This is a genomic window from Shewanella decolorationis, assembly GCF_004354305.1.
Classification (GTDB): domain Bacteria; phylum Pseudomonadota; class Gammaproteobacteria; order Enterobacterales; family Shewanellaceae; genus Shewanella; species Shewanella decolorationis.
In genome coordinates this window covers 1,635,896-1,656,208 of record NZ_CP037898.1, presented here as the reverse complement: position 1 = coordinate 1,656,208, position 20,313 = coordinate 1,635,896, and the positions used below count along the sequence as shown (strand labels likewise).

General features: G+C 46.3%; 20 protein-coding genes. 9 read left to right on the top strand and 11 right to left on the bottom strand.

The window, feature by feature from the left end; all coding sequences use genetic code 11:
* Positions 1–158: 158 nt before the first annotated feature.
* The 6 genes from EYR25_RS07625 (at position 159) to EYR25_RS07600 (ending at position 6,171) form a co-directional block, all read left to right on the top strand.
* Positions 159–839: a hypothetical protein gene (locus EYR25_RS07625; RefSeq protein WP_133179093.1), complete on the top strand. Its 681-nt coding sequence runs from the start codon at positions 159–161 to the stop codon at positions 837–839.
* A gap of 306 nt (positions 840–1,145) precedes the next feature.
* The gene (nrdD, locus tag EYR25_RS07620) at positions 1,146–3,263 is read left to right on the top strand and encodes an anaerobic ribonucleoside-triphosphate reductase (protein ID WP_023267810.1); all 2,118 of its coding nucleotides are present in this window, start codon (positions 1,146–1,148) and stop codon (positions 3,261–3,263) included.
* Positions 3,264–3,368: 105 nt separating this feature from the next.
* The gene (nrdG, locus tag EYR25_RS07615; RefSeq protein WP_039978477.1) at positions 3,369–3,830 is read left to right on the top strand and encodes an anaerobic ribonucleoside-triphosphate reductase-activating protein; all 462 of its coding nucleotides are present in this window, start codon (positions 3,369–3,371) and stop codon (positions 3,828–3,830) included.
* Between the two features lie 125 nt (positions 3,831–3,955).
* Entirely contained in the window at positions 3,956–4,312 is a 357-nt protein-coding gene (locus tag EYR25_RS07610; protein WP_011717500.1) for a YibL family ribosome-associated protein, read from the top strand.
* Positions 4,313–4,575: 263 nt separating this feature from the next.
* Positions 4,576–5,187 carry a GTP cyclohydrolase II gene (gene ribA, locus EYR25_RS07605; protein ID WP_023267813.1) on the top strand — a complete coding sequence of 204 codons (612 nt, stop codon included), beginning with the start codon at positions 4,576–4,578 and terminating at the stop codon, positions 5,185–5,187.
* 114 nt (positions 5,188–5,301) lie between these two features.
* Positions 5,302–6,171 carry a hypothetical protein gene (locus tag EYR25_RS07600; RefSeq protein ID WP_243729943.1) on the top strand — a complete coding sequence of 290 codons (870 nt, stop codon included), beginning with the start codon at positions 5,302–5,304 and terminating at the stop codon, positions 6,169–6,171.
* 63 nt (positions 6,172–6,234) lie between these two features.
* On the opposite strand, the gene EYR25_RS07595 is transcribed toward EYR25_RS07600, so the two are convergent.
* The gene (locus EYR25_RS07595) at positions 6,235–6,708 is read right to left on the bottom strand and encodes a FlxA-like family protein (protein WP_133179088.1); all 474 of its coding nucleotides are present in this window, start codon (positions 6,706–6,708) and stop codon (positions 6,235–6,237) included.
* A 412-nt stretch (positions 6,709–7,120) separates the two neighbouring features.
* On the opposite strand from EYR25_RS07595, the gene EYR25_RS07590 reads away from it, so the two are divergent.
* On the top strand, positions 7,121–8,164 hold the full coding sequence (locus EYR25_RS07590; RefSeq protein ID WP_425057221.1) for a PQQ-dependent sugar dehydrogenase: 1,044 nt from the start codon (positions 7,121–7,123) through the stop codon (positions 8,162–8,164).
* 131 nt (positions 8,165–8,295) lie between these two features.
* On the opposite strand, the gene EYR25_RS07585 is transcribed toward EYR25_RS07590, so the two are convergent.
* The 4 genes from EYR25_RS07585 to EYR25_RS07570 all read right to left on the bottom strand — a co-directional run bounded on the left by EYR25_RS07585 (position 8,296) and on the right by EYR25_RS07570 (position 12,836).
* On the bottom strand, positions 8,296–8,664 hold the full coding sequence (locus tag EYR25_RS07585) for a VF530 family protein (RefSeq protein WP_023267817.1): 369 nt from the start codon (positions 8,662–8,664) through the stop codon (positions 8,296–8,298).
* Positions 8,665–8,802: 138 nt separating this feature from the next.
* Positions 8,803–10,251 carry a carbon starvation CstA family protein gene (locus EYR25_RS07580; protein ID WP_023267818.1) on the bottom strand — a complete coding sequence of 483 codons (1,449 nt, stop codon included), beginning with the start codon at positions 10,249–10,251 and terminating at the stop codon, positions 8,803–8,805.
* 195 nt (positions 10,252–10,446) lie between these two features.
* Positions 10,447–11,157 carry a two-component system response regulator BtsR gene (btsR, locus tag EYR25_RS07575; RefSeq protein WP_133179084.1) on the bottom strand — a complete coding sequence of 237 codons (711 nt, stop codon included), beginning with the start codon at positions 11,155–11,157 and terminating at the stop codon, positions 10,447–10,449.
* Complete coding sequence (locus EYR25_RS07570; protein ID WP_133179082.1) at positions 11,154–12,836, bottom strand: sensor histidine kinase; 1,683 nt, start codon at positions 12,834–12,836, stop codon at positions 11,154–11,156. The genes btsR and EYR25_RS07570 overlap by 4 nt, the downstream gene beginning before the upstream one ends.
* Positions 12,837–12,963: 127 nt before the next feature.
* Here EYR25_RS07570 and EYR25_RS07565 point away from each other — a divergent pair, with 127 nt between their 5' ends.
* Positions 12,964–13,215 carry a YecH family metal-binding protein gene (locus EYR25_RS07565; RefSeq protein WP_023267821.1) on the top strand — a complete coding sequence of 84 codons (252 nt, stop codon included), beginning with the start codon at positions 12,964–12,966 and terminating at the stop codon, positions 13,213–13,215.
* Between the two features lie 266 nt (positions 13,216–13,481).
* On the opposite strand, the gene EYR25_RS07560 is transcribed toward EYR25_RS07565, so the two are convergent.
* The 6 genes from EYR25_RS07560 to EYR25_RS07530 all read right to left on the bottom strand — a co-directional run bounded on the left by EYR25_RS07560 (position 13,482) and on the right by EYR25_RS07530 (position 17,928).
* Positions 13,482–13,823, bottom strand: a complete 342-nt coding sequence (locus EYR25_RS07560; RefSeq protein WP_023267822.1) for a hypothetical protein — start codon at positions 13,821–13,823, stop codon at positions 13,482–13,484.
* Positions 13,810–14,478: an AAA family ATPase gene (locus EYR25_RS07555; RefSeq protein ID WP_011623182.1), complete on the bottom strand. Its 669-nt coding sequence runs from the start codon at positions 14,476–14,478 to the stop codon at positions 13,810–13,812. Before EYR25_RS07555 ends, EYR25_RS07560 begins: the two co-directional genes overlap by 14 nt.
* A gap of 77 nt (positions 14,479–14,555) precedes the next feature.
* The gene (locus EYR25_RS07550; RefSeq protein ID WP_023267823.1) at positions 14,556–14,858 is read right to left on the bottom strand and encodes a PilZ domain-containing protein; all 303 of its coding nucleotides are present in this window, start codon (positions 14,856–14,858) and stop codon (positions 14,556–14,558) included.
* Positions 14,859–15,006: 148 nt separating this feature from the next.
* Positions 15,007–15,411, bottom strand: a complete 405-nt coding sequence (locus EYR25_RS07545) for a phosphate-starvation-inducible protein PsiE (RefSeq protein ID WP_011623180.1) — start codon at positions 15,409–15,411, stop codon at positions 15,007–15,009.
* 430 nt (positions 15,412–15,841) lie between these two features.
* Complete coding sequence (locus EYR25_RS07535; protein ID WP_133179080.1) at positions 15,842–17,014, bottom strand: NnrS family protein; 1,173 nt, start codon at positions 17,012–17,014, stop codon at positions 15,842–15,844.
* A gap of 404 nt (positions 17,015–17,418) precedes the next feature.
* Entirely contained in the window at positions 17,419–17,928 is a 510-nt protein-coding gene (locus EYR25_RS07530) for a DUF2062 domain-containing protein (RefSeq protein ID WP_023267825.1), read from the bottom strand.
* A 32-nt stretch (positions 17,929–17,960) separates the two neighbouring features.
* Between EYR25_RS07530 and EYR25_RS07525 the strand changes: the two genes are divergently transcribed.
* Positions 17,961–20,282 (top strand): DNA internalization-related competence protein ComEC/Rec2, encoded by a 2,322-nt coding sequence (locus tag EYR25_RS07525; RefSeq protein ID WP_133179078.1) that lies wholly within the window; start codon positions 17,961–17,963, stop codon positions 20,280–20,282.
* Positions 20,283–20,313: the final 31 nt, after the last annotated feature.

Genomic DNA, 20,313 nt, shown 5'->3' with positions numbered 1-20,313 from the left:
AGAATACTCAGGGCGTATTGACGTTTCGAGATTAAATTTTGTTCGTTCTGGCAAGCTCGTGCCCGCGAAACGAATAATAATTTAGGCAAGTGACTGTTTGATTGGCTTATTTTTTGCTTTAACTTCATCACACAGTGTTAGATGCCGAATTATTGACGATGAATTCTCTTTTAAATGCCTTAAATCTGAATCGTAGCAGTGTTGCCGATGCCTATGGCCTGAACAGCAAGAAGACGGACACGAGTAAGACAGAATCCTTGACGGATGCCAACTCATCCACCAAGGATACGCCTAAAACTGAGACGAAACCGAGTGATGAGATTGCCTTGTCACCCCGTGCGCTTAGGGCACAAAAAATCCAAGCCATGTCGAAGGATTTTTTTGCCGATGGCAAGTTTAGTGTGTCCGATATTCCGGCCCTAGTGTCTCGGCTGCAAAAAGACGGTATTTTGTCCGATGCACAGGTTGAACGCCTGTCACAAAACGGCATTAATTTGCCGAGTCAAAAGCCGAGCAAGCAATCCCTGCAGGACTTTATCGACGACGAGCTCAAGTCTTTAGCGGAAAAGTCACCAAACAGTCCGATGATCAACACCTTAGTCGATGCTAAAAACGTGTTGTCGAATATGGATGATGCGCAATCCCCTGTGCTGGCACAAAAAGCCACCAAGGTCTTTGGCCAGTTGACCGATTATCTAAATAGCAACCCAACACTGAGCGACAGCCAAAAGCAGTTATGGCAGGGGCTTAAATCGACTATGCAAGTGGCTTCCTCCATGGGGATGCAGCAATCGGCATCGGGGCAACTGAGTAGCTATCTTGCCTTAGCCAAGCGTTAATCTTAATCAAACAGCAATAATCTTTTAAAAACAAAGGACTTTGATTTTTTGTCACAGTCCTTTGCTGTATTTAGCATCTTTTTAGCGTTCACTATCTTGCTTTACTGCTGAGGTCAAGGCTTAAAACTGAGATCATTGGGCTTGGCTACAGTTCTTCTTTGTTCTTTTTATCCATCCGATAAATCATGATCTGGATCATGGATTTTTAGGTGTCGATCCCGCTTAATTGCCTACATATTGTGTTTGTTGATTATTGAAGCACTATATGTAGTGTTAAATTTAATCGAAATGGAGAGGAACTAAACAATGCCAGTCGTGATCAAGCGGGATGGTTGCCGCACACCTTTTGATGAAACAAGGATAAGAGATGCAGTGATAGCGGCTGCAAACTCGGTTGGGATAGAGGATGCTGACTATGCCGCGACGGTTGCCGCCTGTGTGAGGGAGCGAGTGGCGAATCTGGCAGAAGTCGAGATCCACCATTTACAGGATGCGGTTGAAAATCTCTTAATGGAAGGCCCTTACAAATCCTTGGCGCGGGTCTATATCGAGTATCGGCACGACAGAGACATTTGCCGCGATGCGACCAGTAAACTCAATCTCGAAATCCGTGGTTTAGTCGAGCAAAGCAATGCCGCGCTGTTAAATGAAAACGCCAATAAAGACTCTAAAGTGATCCCAACCCAGCGGGATCTGCTCGCGGGTATTGTCGCGAAGCATTACGCCAAGAGCCATATTCTGCCTAAGGATGTAGTGGCCGCCCATGAACTTGGCGAGATCCATTACCACGATCTCGATTATTCGCCGTTTTTCCCGATGTTTAACTGCATGTTGATTGATTTGGCAGGCATGTTGACCCACGGTTTTAAAATGGGCAACGCCGAAATTGAGACCCCAAAATCCATCTCCACCGCTACTGCTGTTACGGCGCAGATTATTGCCCAAGTGGCGAGCCATATTTATGGTGGCACTACGATTAACCGTATCGATGAAGTGCTTGCGCCTTTTGTGGCGAAGAGCTATGACAAGCACTACCAAGTGGCACTCAATTGGCAGATTAAAGATGCCAAGGCCTATGCGACGGCGCTGACAGAAAAAGAATGTCATGATGCTTTCCAATCCCTTGAATATGAAGTGAATACCTTACATACCGCCAATGGACAAACGCCCTTTGTCACCTTTGGTTTTGGTCTTGGCACTTCGTGGGAGTCGCGTTTAATTCAGCAATCCATGTTGAAAGTGCGTATGACGGGCCTAGGTAAAAATCGTAAGACTGCCGTGTTCCCTAAACTGGTGTTTGCGATTCGTGATGGCATTAACCACAAGGCCGGTGATTGCAACTACGATGTCAAACAAATGGCCCTAAAATGCGCCAGCATGCGCATGTATCCTGATATTTTGAACTACGAGCAAGTGGAAAGAGTCACGGGATCATTTAAAACCCCAATGGGCTGTCGCAGCTTTTTAGGCTCCTACAAAGAAAATGGCGAGCTGGTCCATGAAGGGCGCAATAATCTTGGGGTGGTGAGCTTAAACTTGCCCCGAGTGGCCCTCGAGGCCAATGGCGATGAGGCTGAGTTTTATCGTATTTTAGATGAGCGTTTACAACTTGCCCGCCGTGCATTAGATACTCGCATCGAACGCTTAAATGGCGTTAAAGCAAGAGTTGCGCCGATTCTGTATATGGAAGGCGCCTGTGGTGTGCGCCTGCGCGCCGATGATGATATCGCCCAAATCTTTAAAAATGGTCGGGCATCGATTTCATTAGGCTATATCGGTTTACATGAAACCATCAATGCGCTCTATGGCACCGAAACCCATGTGTTTGATGATGCCAAGCTGCGTGAAAAAGCGCTGGCGATTGTCGCGCACCTTAAAGCGGCTACCGATGCATGGAAGGCCGAAACCGGTTATGGCTTTAGCCTTTATAGCACCCCGAGTGAGAGCCTCTGCAGCCGTTTCTGCAAGCTCGATGCGCGCCAATTCGGCGTGGTTGCGGGCGTAACCGATAAGGGTTACTACACCAATAGCTTCCATTTGGATGTGGAAAAGCGGGTGAATCCCTACGATAAAATTGATTTTGAGCAGCCATATCCTGCGATCGCCAATGGCGGATTTATTTGCTACGGCGAGTATCCCAACATGCAGCACAATATCGAAGCGCTCGAAAATGTGTGGGATTACAGCTATAGCCGCGTGCCTTACTACGGCACTAACACGCCGATTGATGAATGCTACGACTGCGGTTTTACCGGTGAGTTTAGTTGTACCAGTAAAGGTTTTACTTGCCCTAAATGCGGTAACCACGAGCCAAGCCGTGTATCTGTCACCCGCCGAGTGTGCGGTTACTTAGGTAGCCCCGACGCCAGACCATTCAACCATGGCAAGCAAGAAGAAGTGAAACGCAGGATCAAACACTTGTAACACTTTTGCCTTGTTTGTTTTGTTACACTGGCACAGTCGCACTGGTGGCGACTGTGCTTTGATCTTTAGCCCCTAACCATATTGGGCTTTAGCGCGGATGCAGCAATGAACTATCACCAATATTATCCCGTTGACGTGGTAAACGGTCCTGGCACTCGGGTCACTCTATTTGTGTCAGGTTGTGAGCACCAATGCCGAGGTTGCTATAATCAAAGTACTTGGGATGTGCGCTCAGGCCATTTGTTTGATAAGGCAATGGAAGATACGCTTATTGCCGATCTACAGGATGAGCGCATTGTGCGCCGCGGCTTGTCACTCTCTGGGGGCGATCCACTCTTACCCGCCAACCTTGAGAGTATCCTCGCGTTAGTGAAGCGGGTGAAAACCGAATGTCCGGGTAAAGATATTTGGCTCTGGACAGGTTATACCTGGGATGCGCTAACGGATAAGCAGCGTGCGGTACTGGAATATGTGGACGTGCTGGTGGATGGTAAATTCGAACAGAGCCTTGCCGATCCGAGTTTGCCATACCGTGGCAGCAGCAATCAGGTGATCCGTTTCTTATAAAAGCGGTAACGAGGATCGCTAACTTGCTGTTATAATCCCACACCTTGACACAGTGACCCAGACATTCAGGCCCAAAATGGGGTAAATATCGACTGGGATTCACTTAAGTAATTTAAGGTAACATGATGAATTTAAAGCAAGAACTGCAGCAGCTTAACGATAAGTTAGATAAGTTTCGTCGTAAACTGGCGGCAGCAGAGCAACGTGGCGATGCCGTGATTGTGGCGCAATTTAAACGCGAGATTGCGGCGGTCACTAAGCAAATCAATAGTGTAAAAACGCAGCAGTCGCGCCTTTTACAAAAGCAAGGTACAGATATTCAACACTTGCCATTCCACCGCGCCCTCACCAAAGCTGAGCAAGCCGACATGGGTCAACTGAAAAAGTCAGTCAAAGGCCTAGTGGTTGTGCATCCGATGACGGCTCTCGGGCGAGAAATGGGCTTAACCGAAGTGACGGGTTTTGCTCCTGCTAAGTTTTAAGTTTTATTGGCAAGTTATTCATTGAGTTGCAAAATAAGGCACATGCTTATTTTGCAGCGCCTTGAATGGTTGTTCGACAGATTGAGCTATACCCGTGATAGCGCCACAGGTTTCGATTTATAGTTGATTAAATTACTAAAGTATTTCGTGATTACGGAAAACGCTTTAGAATAGGCGCTCAGTAGGCGAAGAGCCCAATCATCGTTTTGTTTATGGATGTTCCTTCCGTCTCATGGAATGAGAGTAGTCGTTAAGGTTAAGTCATGTCGATAAAATATGTCGCGACGTCAAAATTACCCACTCCCTGGGGCGTTTTTGCCATGCACGGTTTTGAAGATACCGAAACCGGTAAAGAGCATGTTGCCCTCACATTTGGCACCCTAAGTAGCGATGCCCCCGTATTAGGCCGTATTCACTCTGAGTGTCTCACGGGCGATGCCTTGTTCAGCTTACGCTGTGACTGTGGCTTCCAGCTGCAAACTGCGATGCAAAACATTGCCGAAACCGGCAGTGGGTTTATCTTATATTTGCGCCAAGAAGGCCGCGGTATCGGTCTGCTCAATAAGATCCGTGCCTATGAATTGCAGGATAAAGGCGCCAATACGGTTGAGGCAAATGAGCAATTAGGTTTCCCGGCGGACATGCGTAAATACGATATGATCCAACCTATGCTTGAACAAATTGGCGTGAAGCATGTACGCTTAATGACCAATAACCCTCGCAAAGTCAAAGCAATGAAGGAAATCGGCATCGAAGTGGTTGAGCGTGTTCCCCTGCAAGTCGGTAAGAACCGCTACAATGAGGCTTACTTAAAGACCAAATCCACCGAACTTGGGCATATGATGTCTGAGTATCATTTTACGGATGAAGAGTAATCTTTAACCAAAGCGATAACCGATTAGGCTTAGCAAATCAGGATCTGTTTGCATAAATTGAAGACCATTTTTAGCCGGTTACTCGTTAAATGCTGTTGCTGTTCGGCGCTATCAATGGGATGTGTCTTCCCACTGTTGGCGTCGACTGCTGCCATTGCAAGCCAAACTCCATCGCTGACCGCACAGCCATCTCAGTCGTTTGCTCAAATGAGCCCTGAATCACCGATTGATGGCCAAAATAATCCCAACTCTGTTTATGCCTTTGGCAGTTATCTAGGTACGGGTGTGTATCGGGCCGCCGATCAAAATGCCACAGTGGTGAGCATTCCCTTAAGCTTTGATTTCTTAAAGGACGAAAGTAGTCAAACCTGGCTGCGTTTACCCTTGTCCTTCGGCTTTTTTGACTACTTAGCCAAAGATATTACCGATGGTGAATTGCCTTCCTCGGTCGGGACAATGACGATGACGCCGGGCATTGAGCACCATTGGCAGGCAACGGCAAACACGCGGATGGAAGCCTATCTGGATGTGGGTTTCGGGACGAATTTTGAAACCGATGCAAACGTGGCTATTTTAGCCTCGGGCGTGAGTAGCCTGTATAGTTTCAGCCTCGCGGGTGAAGACAGCGTTTGGGTATCGAGGTTAAGGTTTGCTGGCTACAGTGAGCGGGTTGGGAAATTAACCGACCAATTTGCGGTATTGCAAAGCGGGGTCGATATTGGCCTGTCACCCCGCTGGCAATGGTTGAATATTCAGATGCAACCGAGAGTCTTTGCAGTCGGTTATTGGTACTTCAACGAGCTGGACTTTAGCCAAAATGCTGAAGATGAAACCATAGTCTCGGGTAGCTACGAGTTTGGCGCTACGCTAGCATTTTCTAAGCCTTTGGGGGGCGATCTCCTCGGCATAGATAGAATTGGCATCAGTTATCGAACTGGTGATGGATTAAATATCTGGCGTTTATTATTTAGTTTCCCTATTTAGTTTGCATCACTAAGATCATGAAGGGTTGATATGCAAACATTTATAGCATATTGATGCTAAGTATTAGCCTGCGGCTTTTTGTGCATCAAGCATTTTTTTCTGTTCGTCGCGCATTTTTAAATCCATTAACGTGTTGAGTTGGCTACTTAGTTGGTTAATTTGTTCTTGCAATAGCTTACGTTGCTCAGCCGTCGCCTCGGAATCATCTCCTTCAAGTTTCTTAAGCATCTCCTGCAATGCTTTGATTTGCTCTTTCAAACGTTTAATTTGTTCATCAATGATAGATTTGGGCTCTTCATTCTCAGTACTTTCCGTCTGTTGCAGTTTTTCTGCTGTTTGACCTCTGAGAGATGCGCCTACCTCGGTTGCGAGGGCTTGTCTTCCAGCATTGGAAATATTGACAGTTTCTTGTGTATCGGTCTCTGCCGACGAATTCTCAGCGGCTGAGCTAGCTGTTGCAGTGCTAGTGATATAAGCACTGGAAACAGATTTGAAGGCGTTGCTATTTGCAGTCGTATTTAATCCATTAATGTTCACGATAGATTCCTTTAATACTTCAATGTGGCCGCTCAACTATGTTCAATAGATTAACAGATGTGAGTGCCAAGTGTGCTTTAGTGAGTTATCGGCAGATGGATAAAAAACTCAAGCAGATTTTTACCCTTAATTTTGTAAAGGACGCGATATGTGGGATTGAGAACAGGACAAATTGGCCGTGAGTTATTTGTTAAGGAAACTTCCACGTCGGATTGACATGCTAAATCAGGGTATTTGGTAATACGGTATATCTAAGGTAACGTAGGCCAATTAATTGTACGACAATAATTTTACCCTACTAGGATGCGAGTCAATGGATCATAAAAAACGCGCCGTACTACTCACGACAACCAGTTTTAAGGTGGTTTCCCTCTTATCCCTCAGTATCTTGAGTAGCATTTCTGCGCCGGTAATGGCCAAGAATATTTTAGATAAACTGACGGTTGCAGAAGGTTTTAACGTAAGTTTATTCGCTGATGATGTTGAAAATGCGCGCGAAATTGCCGTATCCGATAAAGGTATTGTTTATGCGGGCTCAATGAAGGCGGGGAATGTTTATGCTCTTATCGACCGTAACCAAGACGGCGTTGCCGATGAGAAAATCCTGGTTGCCTCAGGGCTTAAACTACCCTCGGGGGTGGTCATCAAAGATGGCGATCTGTATGTCTCCGAAGTGGAGCGTATCATTCGATTCAAGGATATAGATAACAACTTAAACTCACCCAAATTTGAGGTGGTGTTCGATGGCTTTCCAAGTGAAACCCATCATGGCTGGAAGGTGTTAGGGGTTTCCCCGACAGGCGAGTTAATCATTCCAGTAGGCGTACCCTGCAATGTGTGCGCGGAGAATGAACGCTATGGGCGTATTTTCTCGCTTAATCTTGAGACCAAAAAATTAACCACTATCGCCCAAGGCGTTCGTAATTCTGTCGGGTTTGATTTTCAGCCCGGCACTCAAACTCTTTGGTTTAGCGATAATGGCCGCGACATGATGGGCGATGATATTCCTCCCTGCGAAATCAATAAGGTCAGTTACTTGGGTGAACATTTTGGCTTCCCTTATGTGCATGCAGGTACGATTCTTGACCCTGAGTTTGGCCAAGGTAAAGATCCAGCCAAATACACTGCACCTGCACTCTCCCTAGGGGCCCATGTGGCGCCGCTCGGCATTCATTTTTATTTGGGTAAACAGTTCCCTAGCGACTATCAACAGCAATTGTTTGTGGCTGAGCATGGTTCGTGGAATCGCACTAAAAAAGCGGGTTATAAAGTGGCCGTGGCGACGATAGAACAAGGTAAGGTGGTTAAATACACCCCATTTTTAACCGGCTTTATGCAGGATGAACAAACCTTTGGTCGTCCTGTGGCCTTTGCTGAATTAGCCGATGGCAGTTTACTCGTCTCGGATGATTATGCTGGAGCTATTTACCGTGTGACTTATCCGCAGTCAAAGTAGCCGATAGCTAAGGCTTAAACGTAAATCCTACAGATAAACTGCTTAAAAGATAATGCGCGGGATAATCGAGTGAATTATCCCGCGCATTTTTGTCTGTTCTTGTGAATGCGCTTTTGAATATTCTCGCGAAATTAGTCGCGCTTGCCCCAGATATGGCTATTGATCTGGCCATCCGTTGCAGGTGACGATGTGGCCGTATTTGCCTGAGCAGATTTTTGTGCTGGTTTGGTAGGCTTCTTGGCCGCTGTTTTCGCCGGAGCGTTAGATGATTTTGCGGCGGGCAGCGGCAGTTTATTGGTTTTTAAATACAAATATTCCACTTTTTCCCGCGCCCAGTCGGTTTTTCTTAAAAAGCGCAGGCTCGATTTGATACTCGGATCTTCAGTAAAACAACGGATTTTGATGCGCGCGCCGAGTTCTTCCCAACCATAGTGTTCCACCAGTTGGGTGACTATGGCTTCGAGTGTGATGCCGTGTAATGGGTTATTTGTTTGAGTCATCTTGAATAAACTGCCGTGAACAATGGCGGGATTATACCAGTATTATGGGCTTAGGCTTAAGGTGATGGATAAAAAAACGGGCACTGATGAGTGCCCGTTTAATTTGAGTTGCGATATTTCTAGTGGTTTTGCTCGAAATTAGGCTTCATCGGGTAATTCGCCGTCGCTATCGACTTCACCTTTACCTTTGGTTTTCACAATCAATAACGCTGTGATTACTAAGGTTGAAATGCTTCCAGCAATGGTAGACAGGGTCATAGGTAAGCCCGCGCCTAAGGTTGCCGAGTTGAGTAGGAAGGTAATAACCACGGTCGTCATAAACATCGCTGGAATAGTGGTGATCCAGTGCAGTTTATTGTGACGCAGTAGGTAAGCTGAGGCTGTCCAGAGCATTAATACTGCGGTCGCTTGGTTAGCAACACCGAAGTAGCGCCAGATCACGCCGAAGTCGACTTGAGTCAGTAAACCACCAATCACAAATAATGGGATGGCCAGGACTAAACGTTTTGGTAACGCAACCTGTGGCATTTTAAAGAACTCAGCCAAGATCAAACGGGCTGAGCGGAAAGCGGTGTCGCCTGAGGTAATTGGCAGAATGATTACCCCAAGGATGGCCATAAAGCCACCTACAGCACCTAATAGACCGGTAGAGGCTTCGTATACTACGTTTGCAGGGTTGCCCGCCATGCCAGTGCTTAATCCTTCAACACCGTGGAAGTAAGACAGCGCAATCGCACACCAGAGTAGGGCGATGATACCTTCACCGATCATGGCACCAAAGAACACGAAACGGCCATTCTTTTCGTTTTCAACGCAACGAGCCATTAGCGGTGATTGTGTGGCGTGGAAGCCTGAAATCGCGCCACAAGCGATGGTGATAAACAGCGCTGGCCACAGAGGCATATCTTTAGGGTTTAAGTTTTGGAAGAAGTCGCCCGCTTGTACGTTTGGTAGCAAAGAATGCTCACTCGATAGCATGATTGCGAAGGCTAAACCAAAGGACATAAAGAACAACAGCGCACCGAAGAAAGGATATAAGCGGCCGATAATTTTATCGACGGGTACCACAGTCGCAATCAGGTAGTAAACGAAGATAATCGCAACGAAAATGCTGACATCCCAACCAGTTAGCTTGCCTAACAGACCCGCAGGCGCAGAGATAAATACTACACCCACAAGTAGTAGCAGGATAATGGCAAACACGTTCATAAAGTGTTTGGCGCTCTTACCTAAGTATTTACCCGCAAGGTTTGGCACAGATTGGCCGCCGTTACGGACCGACAGCATCCCCGAGAAGTAATCGTGCACTGCACCCGCGAAAATACAACCGATCACAATCCACAGCATGGCTGCTGGACCGTAAAGCGCACCTAGGATTGGGCCGAAGATTGGACCAACACCCGCGATATTCAATAGTTGGATTAAGTACACTTTGCCTTTCGACATAGGCACATAGTCTACGCCGTCGGTTTGGCTAAAAGCCGGTGTTTGACGTTTTTCGTTGATACCAAATACCTTTTCAACAAAGGTACCGTAGATAAAGTAACCGCCGATCAATAGACCGACGCAGAGTAGGAACCACATCATTTTAGTTATCTCCCCATTTTGAGTTGTGCAGAGTGTAAACAAGTTGTTTACACAAAACAGCGCTAACTGGGTGAGAGGTCGATAACGCTGACTCAGCGGCAATAGAATGGGGCGAGCGGTTGCATTCGTATGTCATTCATAAGTATTGAACGCCCCGAGAGGTTAGGATATGAGCATACGCGGTTAACAATCTGGCTATTGAAAGCCAAACAATTGCTTAAGACTTTTGAGATAGCGGCGAGACACAGGTACTTTGTCACCAAGTAGGGTGGTGACTTCGGCGCCAGTATCGAGCAGTTCTATCTCGGCAATGGCTTTGGGTGAAATCAGATACTGGCGATGACAGCGCACTAGCGGCGTTTTTTCCTCTAACACCTTTAGTGTGAGCTGAGTGTGGACCTTGCCTTTGGTACAGGCGACATGGATACCGCTTAAATCGCTAAACACATATTCAACATCTTGAATGGGGATCACTTTTAACTTACTGCCGCTGTAACAGGGTAAATGCTCCAGCGTCGTTGGCGCGATAAGATTTACGGCTTGTGGCGTAAGATCCTTACGCACTCGTTTCAAGGTTTGGCTAAGGCGCTCGGCATCTATAGGTTTGAGTAGATAATCAAAGGCATGATTATCAAAGGCTTTGACTGCAAACTCATCGAACGCGGTCACAAACACGATTTTGGGCAAAGTGTCGGGATCAAGCATGGCAATCAGCTCCATGCCTGAAATCCGCGGCATTTGGATGTCGAGAAAAATTAATTGAGGTTTTACTTTGGCAATAGTTTGCAGCGCTTCAATCGCATTGGAGCATTGGCCGATAATCTCTATATCGGCTTCTTGACCAAGCAGATCGGCAAGCTCTTCGCGGGCAAACAATTCATCATCGACAATTAAACAAGTAATCACGTGTTGGTTTCCGTCTGTTCTATGGGTAAGCGGATGGTGACTTTGGTGTACTCATCCTGCTCGCACTCCACCTGAATGCCATACTGCTCGCCAAACAGGTTTTGGATCCGTTTATGGACTAAGTTCATGCCTAGCCCCTCAGAGCCCCTTGGAGGCTGATAAAGTCCCGCATTATCAGTGACTTCTAAGGCCAATATATGTTCATCCATACGTCCTGTGACCTTGATTTGGCCTTGATCAATCATATGGGAAGTGCCGTGTTTGACGGCATTTTCAATAATCGGCTGCAGGGTAAACGCAGGTACTTTGCAGTGATAGAGTGACTCAGGGATAGCGATATTGACCTGTAATTTATCAATAAATCGGGCTTTCTCAATGGTGAGATAGGAGGCGATGTGATCCAGCTCATCACCGAGAGTGACTAAACCCGTAGTGCGTTTTAAATTGATCCGTAAAAACTGCGACAATTGCTGTAACAGTTGCTTCGACATATCAGGATCGCGCTTGATAATCGCGCTGATGGTATTGAGTGCATTAAATAAAAAATGCGGATTCACTTGAGCTTGCAGTAATTTGAGCTCGGCTTGGGTCAGCAGATTTTGTTGCTGCTCAAAGCGGCCATAGAGGATCTGGTTCGACAATAGCCGCGCAATCCCTTCCCCTAAGGTGCGGTTAATGTTCAGGAACAGCTTATTTTTAGGCTCATATAACTTGATGGTGCCAATGACTTCGGTGTCGCTGCGAAGCGGGATCACTAGGCTAGAGCCGAGTTTACACTGGCTCGAAATCGAGCAGGAATAGGGCATCTCTACGCCATCGGCGAACATCACTTTATTCTGGTTAATGGCCTCAAGGGTTATTTTTGAGGAAATCGGTGTGCCGGGAATATGATGGTCGGCGCCTATGCCAATAAAAGCCAAGAGTTTTTCGCGGTCGGTAATGGCCACAGCACCGACGTTGGTCTCTTGGATCACAATTTGCGCGACCTTACCGCTACTTTCTTCGTTAAAGCCTTTTGAAAGTAGACCAACGCTGCGCTCGGCAATCTTTAGCGCCTTGGTCGAGAAGCTGGAGGATAGTTTATCGAACATGGTTTTTTGGTCACGGATCATGCTCATAAACAGCGCCGCACCGATGGAGTTAACCAAGAGCATAGGCGGCGCAATTTGCCGAACTAATTCCCAAGCATCATCGAAGGGGCGAGCGATCAGTAAAATAATGCTCATCTGCATCATTTCGGCGTAAAAGGTGACTAGGCAAACTAACAGTGGATTGTAGATAAGCTCGCTCTTACCTGCGCGGCGCAAGTAAAAACTGATCATTCCTGCTGAGAGCCCCTCAAGGGTGGTGGAGATAGCGCAGGCTACATCGGTAAAGCCACCCATACTATAGCGGTGTAAACCACCGGTGAGTCCGACTAATAAGCCAGTGACAGGTCCACCGAGTAAACCACCTAATACGGCGCCCATTGCGCGAGTATTGGCAATAGCGCCCGAGGTTTGCTCGCCAAAATAGGTCGCCATGATACAAAAACTAGAAAATACGAGATAAATAAAAATTTTGTGGGGCAGGCGCGGCGAAGTTTCGGCGAATAATTTAAAAAGCGGTGTTTTACTGACTAAATACACTATCACTAAGTAGAGTGACATCTGTTGGGTTAGGAGCAGGATTAAAGACATAGTGGCTCACTTTATTGTCACAGCGGTCAGCGCGAGTATTGAAATCGCAGAATGTGCGCAAGATCAGGGTTAACATTCAACAGTTCGGATATAAAGCCTAATCTTATTTGCATCTTTTGGAGAGGCTATGTCCGATTCTATTCACGGTCATGACGTTATGGCGCTGATGGTAGCGCAAGAAAATCCGCTTTTAAAGCCTGAGTTTATCGCCTTGATGGCACAAACCTTTGGCGACAATGCGCGTTACCACACTTGCAGTGCCGAAGATCTTACCGCAGAAGAGTTAATTAGTTTGTTGTTAAGCAAAGGAAAAATGCTGGAATCGGAGCAAGGTTTGACTCTGGTGGCTGGGCGGCAGTGTAATCATTCACACCACTGAGATGATTCAAAGTACTCTTGCTAATCGAAGCTTAGCTAATTGAAGTGGGGCTAATTGCAGTCTAGGTTCATATGAGCCTAGGCTAATTAACCTTAGTTGATATAGCATCAGTCCAGTTTAGAACCATTGGCTGCATTAGGTTGCGGCCAATTAAATCTCTCTAAAGCGGGATTTTATAGCTGTTTGCATCGCGGCAGTTTTATTGTAGAAAACTTAAGCCGTTATCACTCACGAGAACCGTTAATAACAATGTATAAAGAGTAGGGTTAACCCTCATTTTTCTTACTTTTATTGACTACTTTGAGTTGTTCTTCAGCCGTTCTGTGACTGAACTCATCAATCAGAATACGTAGTAAACGGGACTTGGCGATCTTGGTTTCCTTTGCAAGGTAATCTAGCTGGGAAATACTGGTTTCGGTCAAGGTAAAAGTGGCGTGACGGTAAATTTTAGCGGACTTTTTATCTAAGCCCTTAGGTTGTGTTGAGTCAACCTTGAGAATACTCGCTTTACCTAAAGCGTAGTTATTAGCATCTTCAATAAAATCATCAACCGAAACTGCCTTAATGGCCTGTTTGGGTTGCTTACGTTTAAGATCAGTTAAGCTCATAACTATTTTCTGGAGGTAAGGTGAACAGCTCATCCACAATTGCGCGGATCTCGTCGGCCGCTTTTCCATCTGGCTCAATTTCCATTACGGACGATCCCTTTTCTTCACTGTCATCATAAATATTGCGGCAGAAAGTGACTGAGTTGAGTACTCGCAGGCCGAAGGATTGCACCACTTCTTTGGCCTCTAAAATACGTTTGACCTGTGTTGGTAGGGCGGGGCATTGGGTGAGCACTATGGTGGCCACCATTTTGGGGTTAACCATCTTACAGGTGCTGAGCATGTCTTCCATATGGGGTAAAGTTTTTAGATCGCGACGTTTGGGCCTAAGGGGAATAACAACATAAGTTGCTACCGACATGGCGGCGCGCATTGCAAGGTTATCCTGACCACCGCAGTCAACGATAACGTAGTCGAATCGTTCATTCAGACTGAGCAGATCGTTACGAATTTTGCCGTAGAGCTGAATACAGTTGATGGCTGGGAGGCTAGGGTCGTTATTTCGAGCTTGGATCCAGTCGGATGTGGTACGTTGTGGATCGCAATCAACCATTAATACGTTAGCAGCGAATTTTTGTTTTATGTAAACCGCAAGATTTTGTGCGAGACAACTCTTGCCACTGCCACCTTTTTCTCCACCCACCAGCAATATCATAGCTATGTCCCTTGAATGAATAGTCCAACTAATTCAGTGTAGAACAGCTCAATCGACCCTGCGTAACTCGATCAAAATTAAAGCAACTGCATGGCGACATGGTAACTTTGATCATGCCGTTTTGAGCAGCGACAAACTTGGCCTTTTACACAATTTTGCTGGGAGGTTTCAGGATTAAATGTCACCTTCACTAATTCGCCAAGGGCAAATGGTTTTTTATAATCGAATAGAATGCCTCGACGGGCTAAATCAATACAAACACCTTCGTCAGAGTGTTCAATTCCTTCACTATCTGTCCAATGCAGTAGGACGCGCTCGGCTTCCATATCGACGCGAAGCGAGCTGCGTTTTTCTGTAAATCCAACAGGATGTTCACCCATAACTCAATTGCCCCGTAAATAATTGATCTCAGTAAAACTAGCATAATTGCTTTTTGCCAGAATACCAATGTGAACAAGCGGTCTTTAGTGGGGTTTTTATGTGGGGAGTCGCGCCATTACTGTGGGTGGTAATGGCGCATTGCAGTATTTAATTGTCGTATTCTTGATTTTTGGGATAAGGCATTTTTAATTGACCCCAACGGATCACGATAACTGTTGCCGCTAAGATCAAGGTGGAGAGTGAGATGGCTGCAATTCGCCAGTCGTCCATGCTTTTCATATCTAAAATCAAATATCGCGCAAGGGCGACAATGGCGATATAAAGTGGCATACGCACGGGTAATTTGCCTGATTCTGCATAGTTCGCGACCATGGCGAGTACTTCGAGGTAAATAAATAGTAACAGCAAATCGGCGAGGGCAACGGCACCTACATTGAAAACATGAACAATTTCTTGGCCAATAGCGACAACCGTTGCAATCGCGATGATGATTAATACTAGGTGTTCAACGGCCTTTAAGCCTTTAGCACCATACTGACGATAAAATGGCATAGTTACTCCCTACTGAATATTTTTGTAAATAGTAACAGTAAAAATATCTTGGATAGGGAAAAGGGGTGCGATTCTCTGTGACTCAATTCACAAGATAACAATTGCTTATTTAGTCACAGGCTCAAGGCACAATGATATTAGCGTTTTTCTAGGGCGTGTTGACGTTTCGAGATTAGATTTTGTTCGTTCTGGCAAGTTCGTGTTCGCGAAACGAGGAATGATGTGTCGTTATTCTACTCAAATGACGAGCGGCTCTTATGACAGAAAGTCGGCGTAAGGGCTTGCCTGAACGAACCCTTCGGGCAGCATTTGGCTGACGTTTCTGCCGCATTATCGTCCGTTTATGTAGAATGACTACACTGCACGGACGTTGCCTTGCATAAAAGCCAACCAAATTGCTGTAAAAACACCCCTGAAACGTCAACACGCCCTAGCCAGGGCGACCATCTGCTCTTATCCGGCAAAGCATAGGTGCATAGCAGTAGCTAAAACAGCCAAACGCGAATATCCAGCAGGTAATCGCTGCAAGCATGAGTTCGATAAACCAAGCGCTGAGTACTCCTGCCAAGACGCGAAGTACAGTGGCTAACAGCATTAAGCCAAAAGCGAGCACCATAGGGCGAGGTGGCGAAAGTGGGCGCCCAGTATGCCCTAGTGATACCCGTGACATCATCGCAAGGATCATTCCGCCTAATCCCCCAACAGTAATAGCATGCATGCCAACGGAAAGTGGTAGTCCTGCTGCAATCAACCCTAGGCCGATAGGGATACACAAGTAACTAAAATGCAATGACCATAGCAGTGGCACAGGAAAACTTGCATTCCATCCCCAGCGAGACCAACGTATCAAGATTACTAAGCCTGCGATGCCTGCAAGTACTCGGGTGAATAATGTTTCTGTTAAAAAGAGACTTATCACTAGGGCTAATAGACTCGCGAAACTTAAATACTCTATCACTGGGATTGGCGACTTTTTTTGCCACTTAGTTGCACGCTCAGTGAAAAATGGGATCACCCGTCCACCGAGCAGCGCAACAATAACCGCGACCAATATCACCGCGGCGTATAGTCCGTTATTCATCCAATTCAATTGATTAGTCATTAAGCCGTAATAACTCACGCCGTTGAAGACGGTGAGTAAACTCAGAATGGGGATAAACACAAAGTTGCGCCACTGGCGAATCTCAATCACTGAAATGGCTAATAAGACCGCCGTTAAGGGTAAAAACAGCAGATCGATGACCATTATGACAACCAGCGGAATGTTGAAGGGCAATATGAACAGCAACCGAGGTAGTAGCCAGACTAAAAATAGTCCAGCTAAAGGCAAACCTTTAATGCCAGGGCGTCCCGTCCAGTTTTGAACGGCCGTCAGTAAAAAGCCTGCAACCACTGCGCAGACAAAGCCAAAAATCATCTCATGGCCATGCCACCAGAGTGGATTGAGTGTACTTGGCAGTAACGACTTGCCGGAGAGCAAACCGCCCCATATACCCAAACTTAAGAGACTAAATAGGCTGGCAAACAGGAAAAAGGGTCTAAAACCCAAGCGAAATAAAGCTACTTTGGGTTGTAAGTGGGCTGGTTCATCAATGTTCAACATAAGAATGAAGTTTTAGTGGTTAGCATGGGCTTATTTTAAGCTGCAAATAAAATGAATGTATATATCTCCTTGTGAGTAACGCTGGGTTTATTACCGTGAAAGGTGTTTATTTTGCTGTTAGATGTGACGGATTGGCACTTAGATTGAAGACGATATTAGCGATTTAAGTTTAGTAAGCGGCAAGTGTTACAGGTGAGGGGAGAAGGTCATGCAGAGATGGGGTAACTTGTTCAATATCTTGGGTGAGCCTGACGACGAGATCCAATTCAATAAGTTAAGTGAATGTATCTAAGTTGAATCACTAACAAGGCATCTAAGCGCTAATCAAAGTGATTAGATGCGCTTAGATACACTTAAATAAAATACGGGCGAGCGGCGGGATGGTGCGGCAAAGATTCGGCAAATTATTTGGTCTTACGTTTTTGCCATTTAAACATGATGGAGTATTTCCACAGATTACTGATCGTTAGGTATCCCAAGGCGGAAAATATCACCCCTAACACTAAGCAACCAAGTAAAAATGGAGGGCCAATGGTGGCTAATGAAGATTCAATCCACTGCCAGCTGGCTTCAAAGGCAAACTCCTGCGGCGCATGGCCAAGAATTTTCGCGCCTAATAAATAGGCACCATAAAACATCACCGGCATGGTCAGCGGGTTGGTGATCCACACTAATGCGACAGAGACGGGAATATTGACATTAAACAGGATGGCGAAAGCGGCGGCGACCACCATTTGAAACGGCATTGGGATCCAAGCGACAAACAAGCCTATGGCAAAGGCCCCCGGGGCAGAGCGGCGATTAAGCGCCCACAGATTGGGGTTATGTAATAAGCGACCGAAAATGCGTAGGTGTTTGTGCTCACGCAGGGTTTCAGGCTTAGGCATATACTTTTTGATTAATTTTTTTGGCATAGGCTGAAATTGCTGTCTTAACTTAATTCACTATGAATGGATTCATTTTTGGCTTTAGTGCCACTTTACTGTCAGCGATGTTGTGGCCGTCGCTGCTGCCAATCAGTTATTTACCCTATCTTTGCCTTGGGGCGCTCGTCTTATTCAAAAAAGCGTCTACTTTGTCCGGCGCGCTCTTTGCGGTGTTTTGGCTCACAGGGTTTTGCTTCATTTTATCTCGGCAGGATCTTCCTTTATCACTACAGCCAGTTCAAGTGAGGGGCGAAATCATATCACTAGTTAGTCAAAACAGCGACTGGGTTAGCTTCGATATTATTGTCGATAAACCAAATTTAATCTTCTGGCCAAGGGCTAAGTTACGATTAACTTGGCAATCCCCCGAAGCGGTGCAAGTGGGGCAAGTTTGGTCATTCACGCTGATGCCTAAAAGTATCTCAAGCGTGTTAAATCAAGGTGGCTACAACGAGCAAAAACAATTGATTAGTCAGCATATTGTTGGCAAAGGACGAGTCATTCATGCCCAACTGCTCACGACTCATTTTTCATTACGGAATCATCTGATTAGCCAATTGTCCCCTAAGTTGTCGACATTCGCGCAGGGGGATATTTTGCTCGCGCTGATTTTGGGCGATAAGCAACTCATACCAGCCAGTAAGTGGCAGGCATTAAGGCAAACGGGAACAGGGCATTTAGTGGCGATATCTGGGCTGCATTTATCTGTAATCACCGCCTGGGTTTATGTATGCACGCTGTTTCTATTAAGCCGCTTCGCGGCGCATCCTAGCAGGCGAAATCTAGTGATTGCGCTATCGCTCGCCGGAGGTAGTGCCTTATTTTATAGCTATTTAGCGGGATTTGCGGTTTCAACTCAACGCGCGTTAGTGATGATTTTATTGATCATGCTGCTGAGTTTATTAAGACGCTACTCGAGTGCGTGGGACCGTTTACTGTTTGCACTCTTTATTGTGCTTTTGTTCGATCCGCTTGCCTGTTTGAGTGCAGGTTTTTGGCTGTCGTTTTGCGCCTTGGCGATTATTTTATATACCTTGGAAAGCGCACCTCGTATTCAGCCCGCTGAAGGTAAAGCCACCTTTAGGGCAAAAGCGAGAGGGAGACTCGCGCAATTTTGGTCGATTCAATGGCGTTTAAGTCTGGTGTTAGGGTTAGTGCAGGCGGTGTTTTTCGGCGGCCTTAGCGTACACAGTCTGTGGATGAATATGCTGGTGGTGCCTTGGTTTAGCCTTGTCGTCATCCCCTTATCTATGTTGGCGTTTATCCTCTGGTGGTTAGGCACGTTTTTTGGTCAAGCATGGTTTGGGCTGTTCCATCTGGCTGATTTCACCGTGTTACCCTATGGCAAGTTATTGGAACTTAGTGGTAATTTGCCCGTCCATTGGCATTCGGTCTCAGATACCTTGCTCGGGGCCAGTCTGTGCGTATTGTTGGCCTTGATTCTATGGCGTTACCTTCCGCATCATAGTCGGTATTGGCTCTGGCATTTCCCCATCACCTTGCTGTTTATTCCGGCCACATTAGTGTTTTTTCCACGTATGACTGAACCATCTTCCCCTCAGTGGACATTGCATCTACTCGATGTCGGACAGGGCTTAGCCGTGGTGATTGAGCAGGATAGGCGAGCACTTATCTATGATACGGGCGCCGCCTTTGGTGAGGATTTTAGCTATAGTGAGCGGGTGATTCTCCCGTTTCTTAGCAGTAAAGGCTTAGCTTTGGTGGATTATATTGTTGTGAGTCATGGCGATAACGACCATGCCGGCGGTGCCGAGGTGTTGTCCAAAGCTTATCCTAGGGCAAACTGGATAACTGATGTGGCTCATTTAGATGGTATGCCTTGTTTGCCGCAGCAAATTCAGTGGCAGCAATTAAGGTTAAGCTTTATCTCGCCTCAGACGGCCAAGGGAGGGAATAACGCCTCCTGCGTGTTGCGTATCGACGATGGTGTGCACAGTCTGTTACTGAGCGGTGATATTGAAAAGGAAACCGAAGCGGTACTGATTGAGCAAGCACTCAAAGGCGCCGAGCTTAAAAGCCAAGTATTAATTGCGCCGCACCATGGCAGCCGCACCTCATCAACCCCAGCCTTTATCGATGCTGTCGCTCCTGAATTAGTGTTGTTTCCTGCAGGTCTTAATAATCGTTATGGCTTCCCCAAGCCCGATGTGGTTGCGCGTTATCAAGCGCGGAATATTGATTATTTTACAACGGGGCGAGAAGGGCAGATCAGTGTTTCTTTTGCTGCTGGACGGCTTGAGGTGAAGACCTATCGGCGTGATTTGGCGCCATTTTGGTATAACCGCTTGTTTAGATTTGGTGACTTGATTAATCCAGAGTAGAATGAGCACTTTGCCATAATTTAGTGTTTTC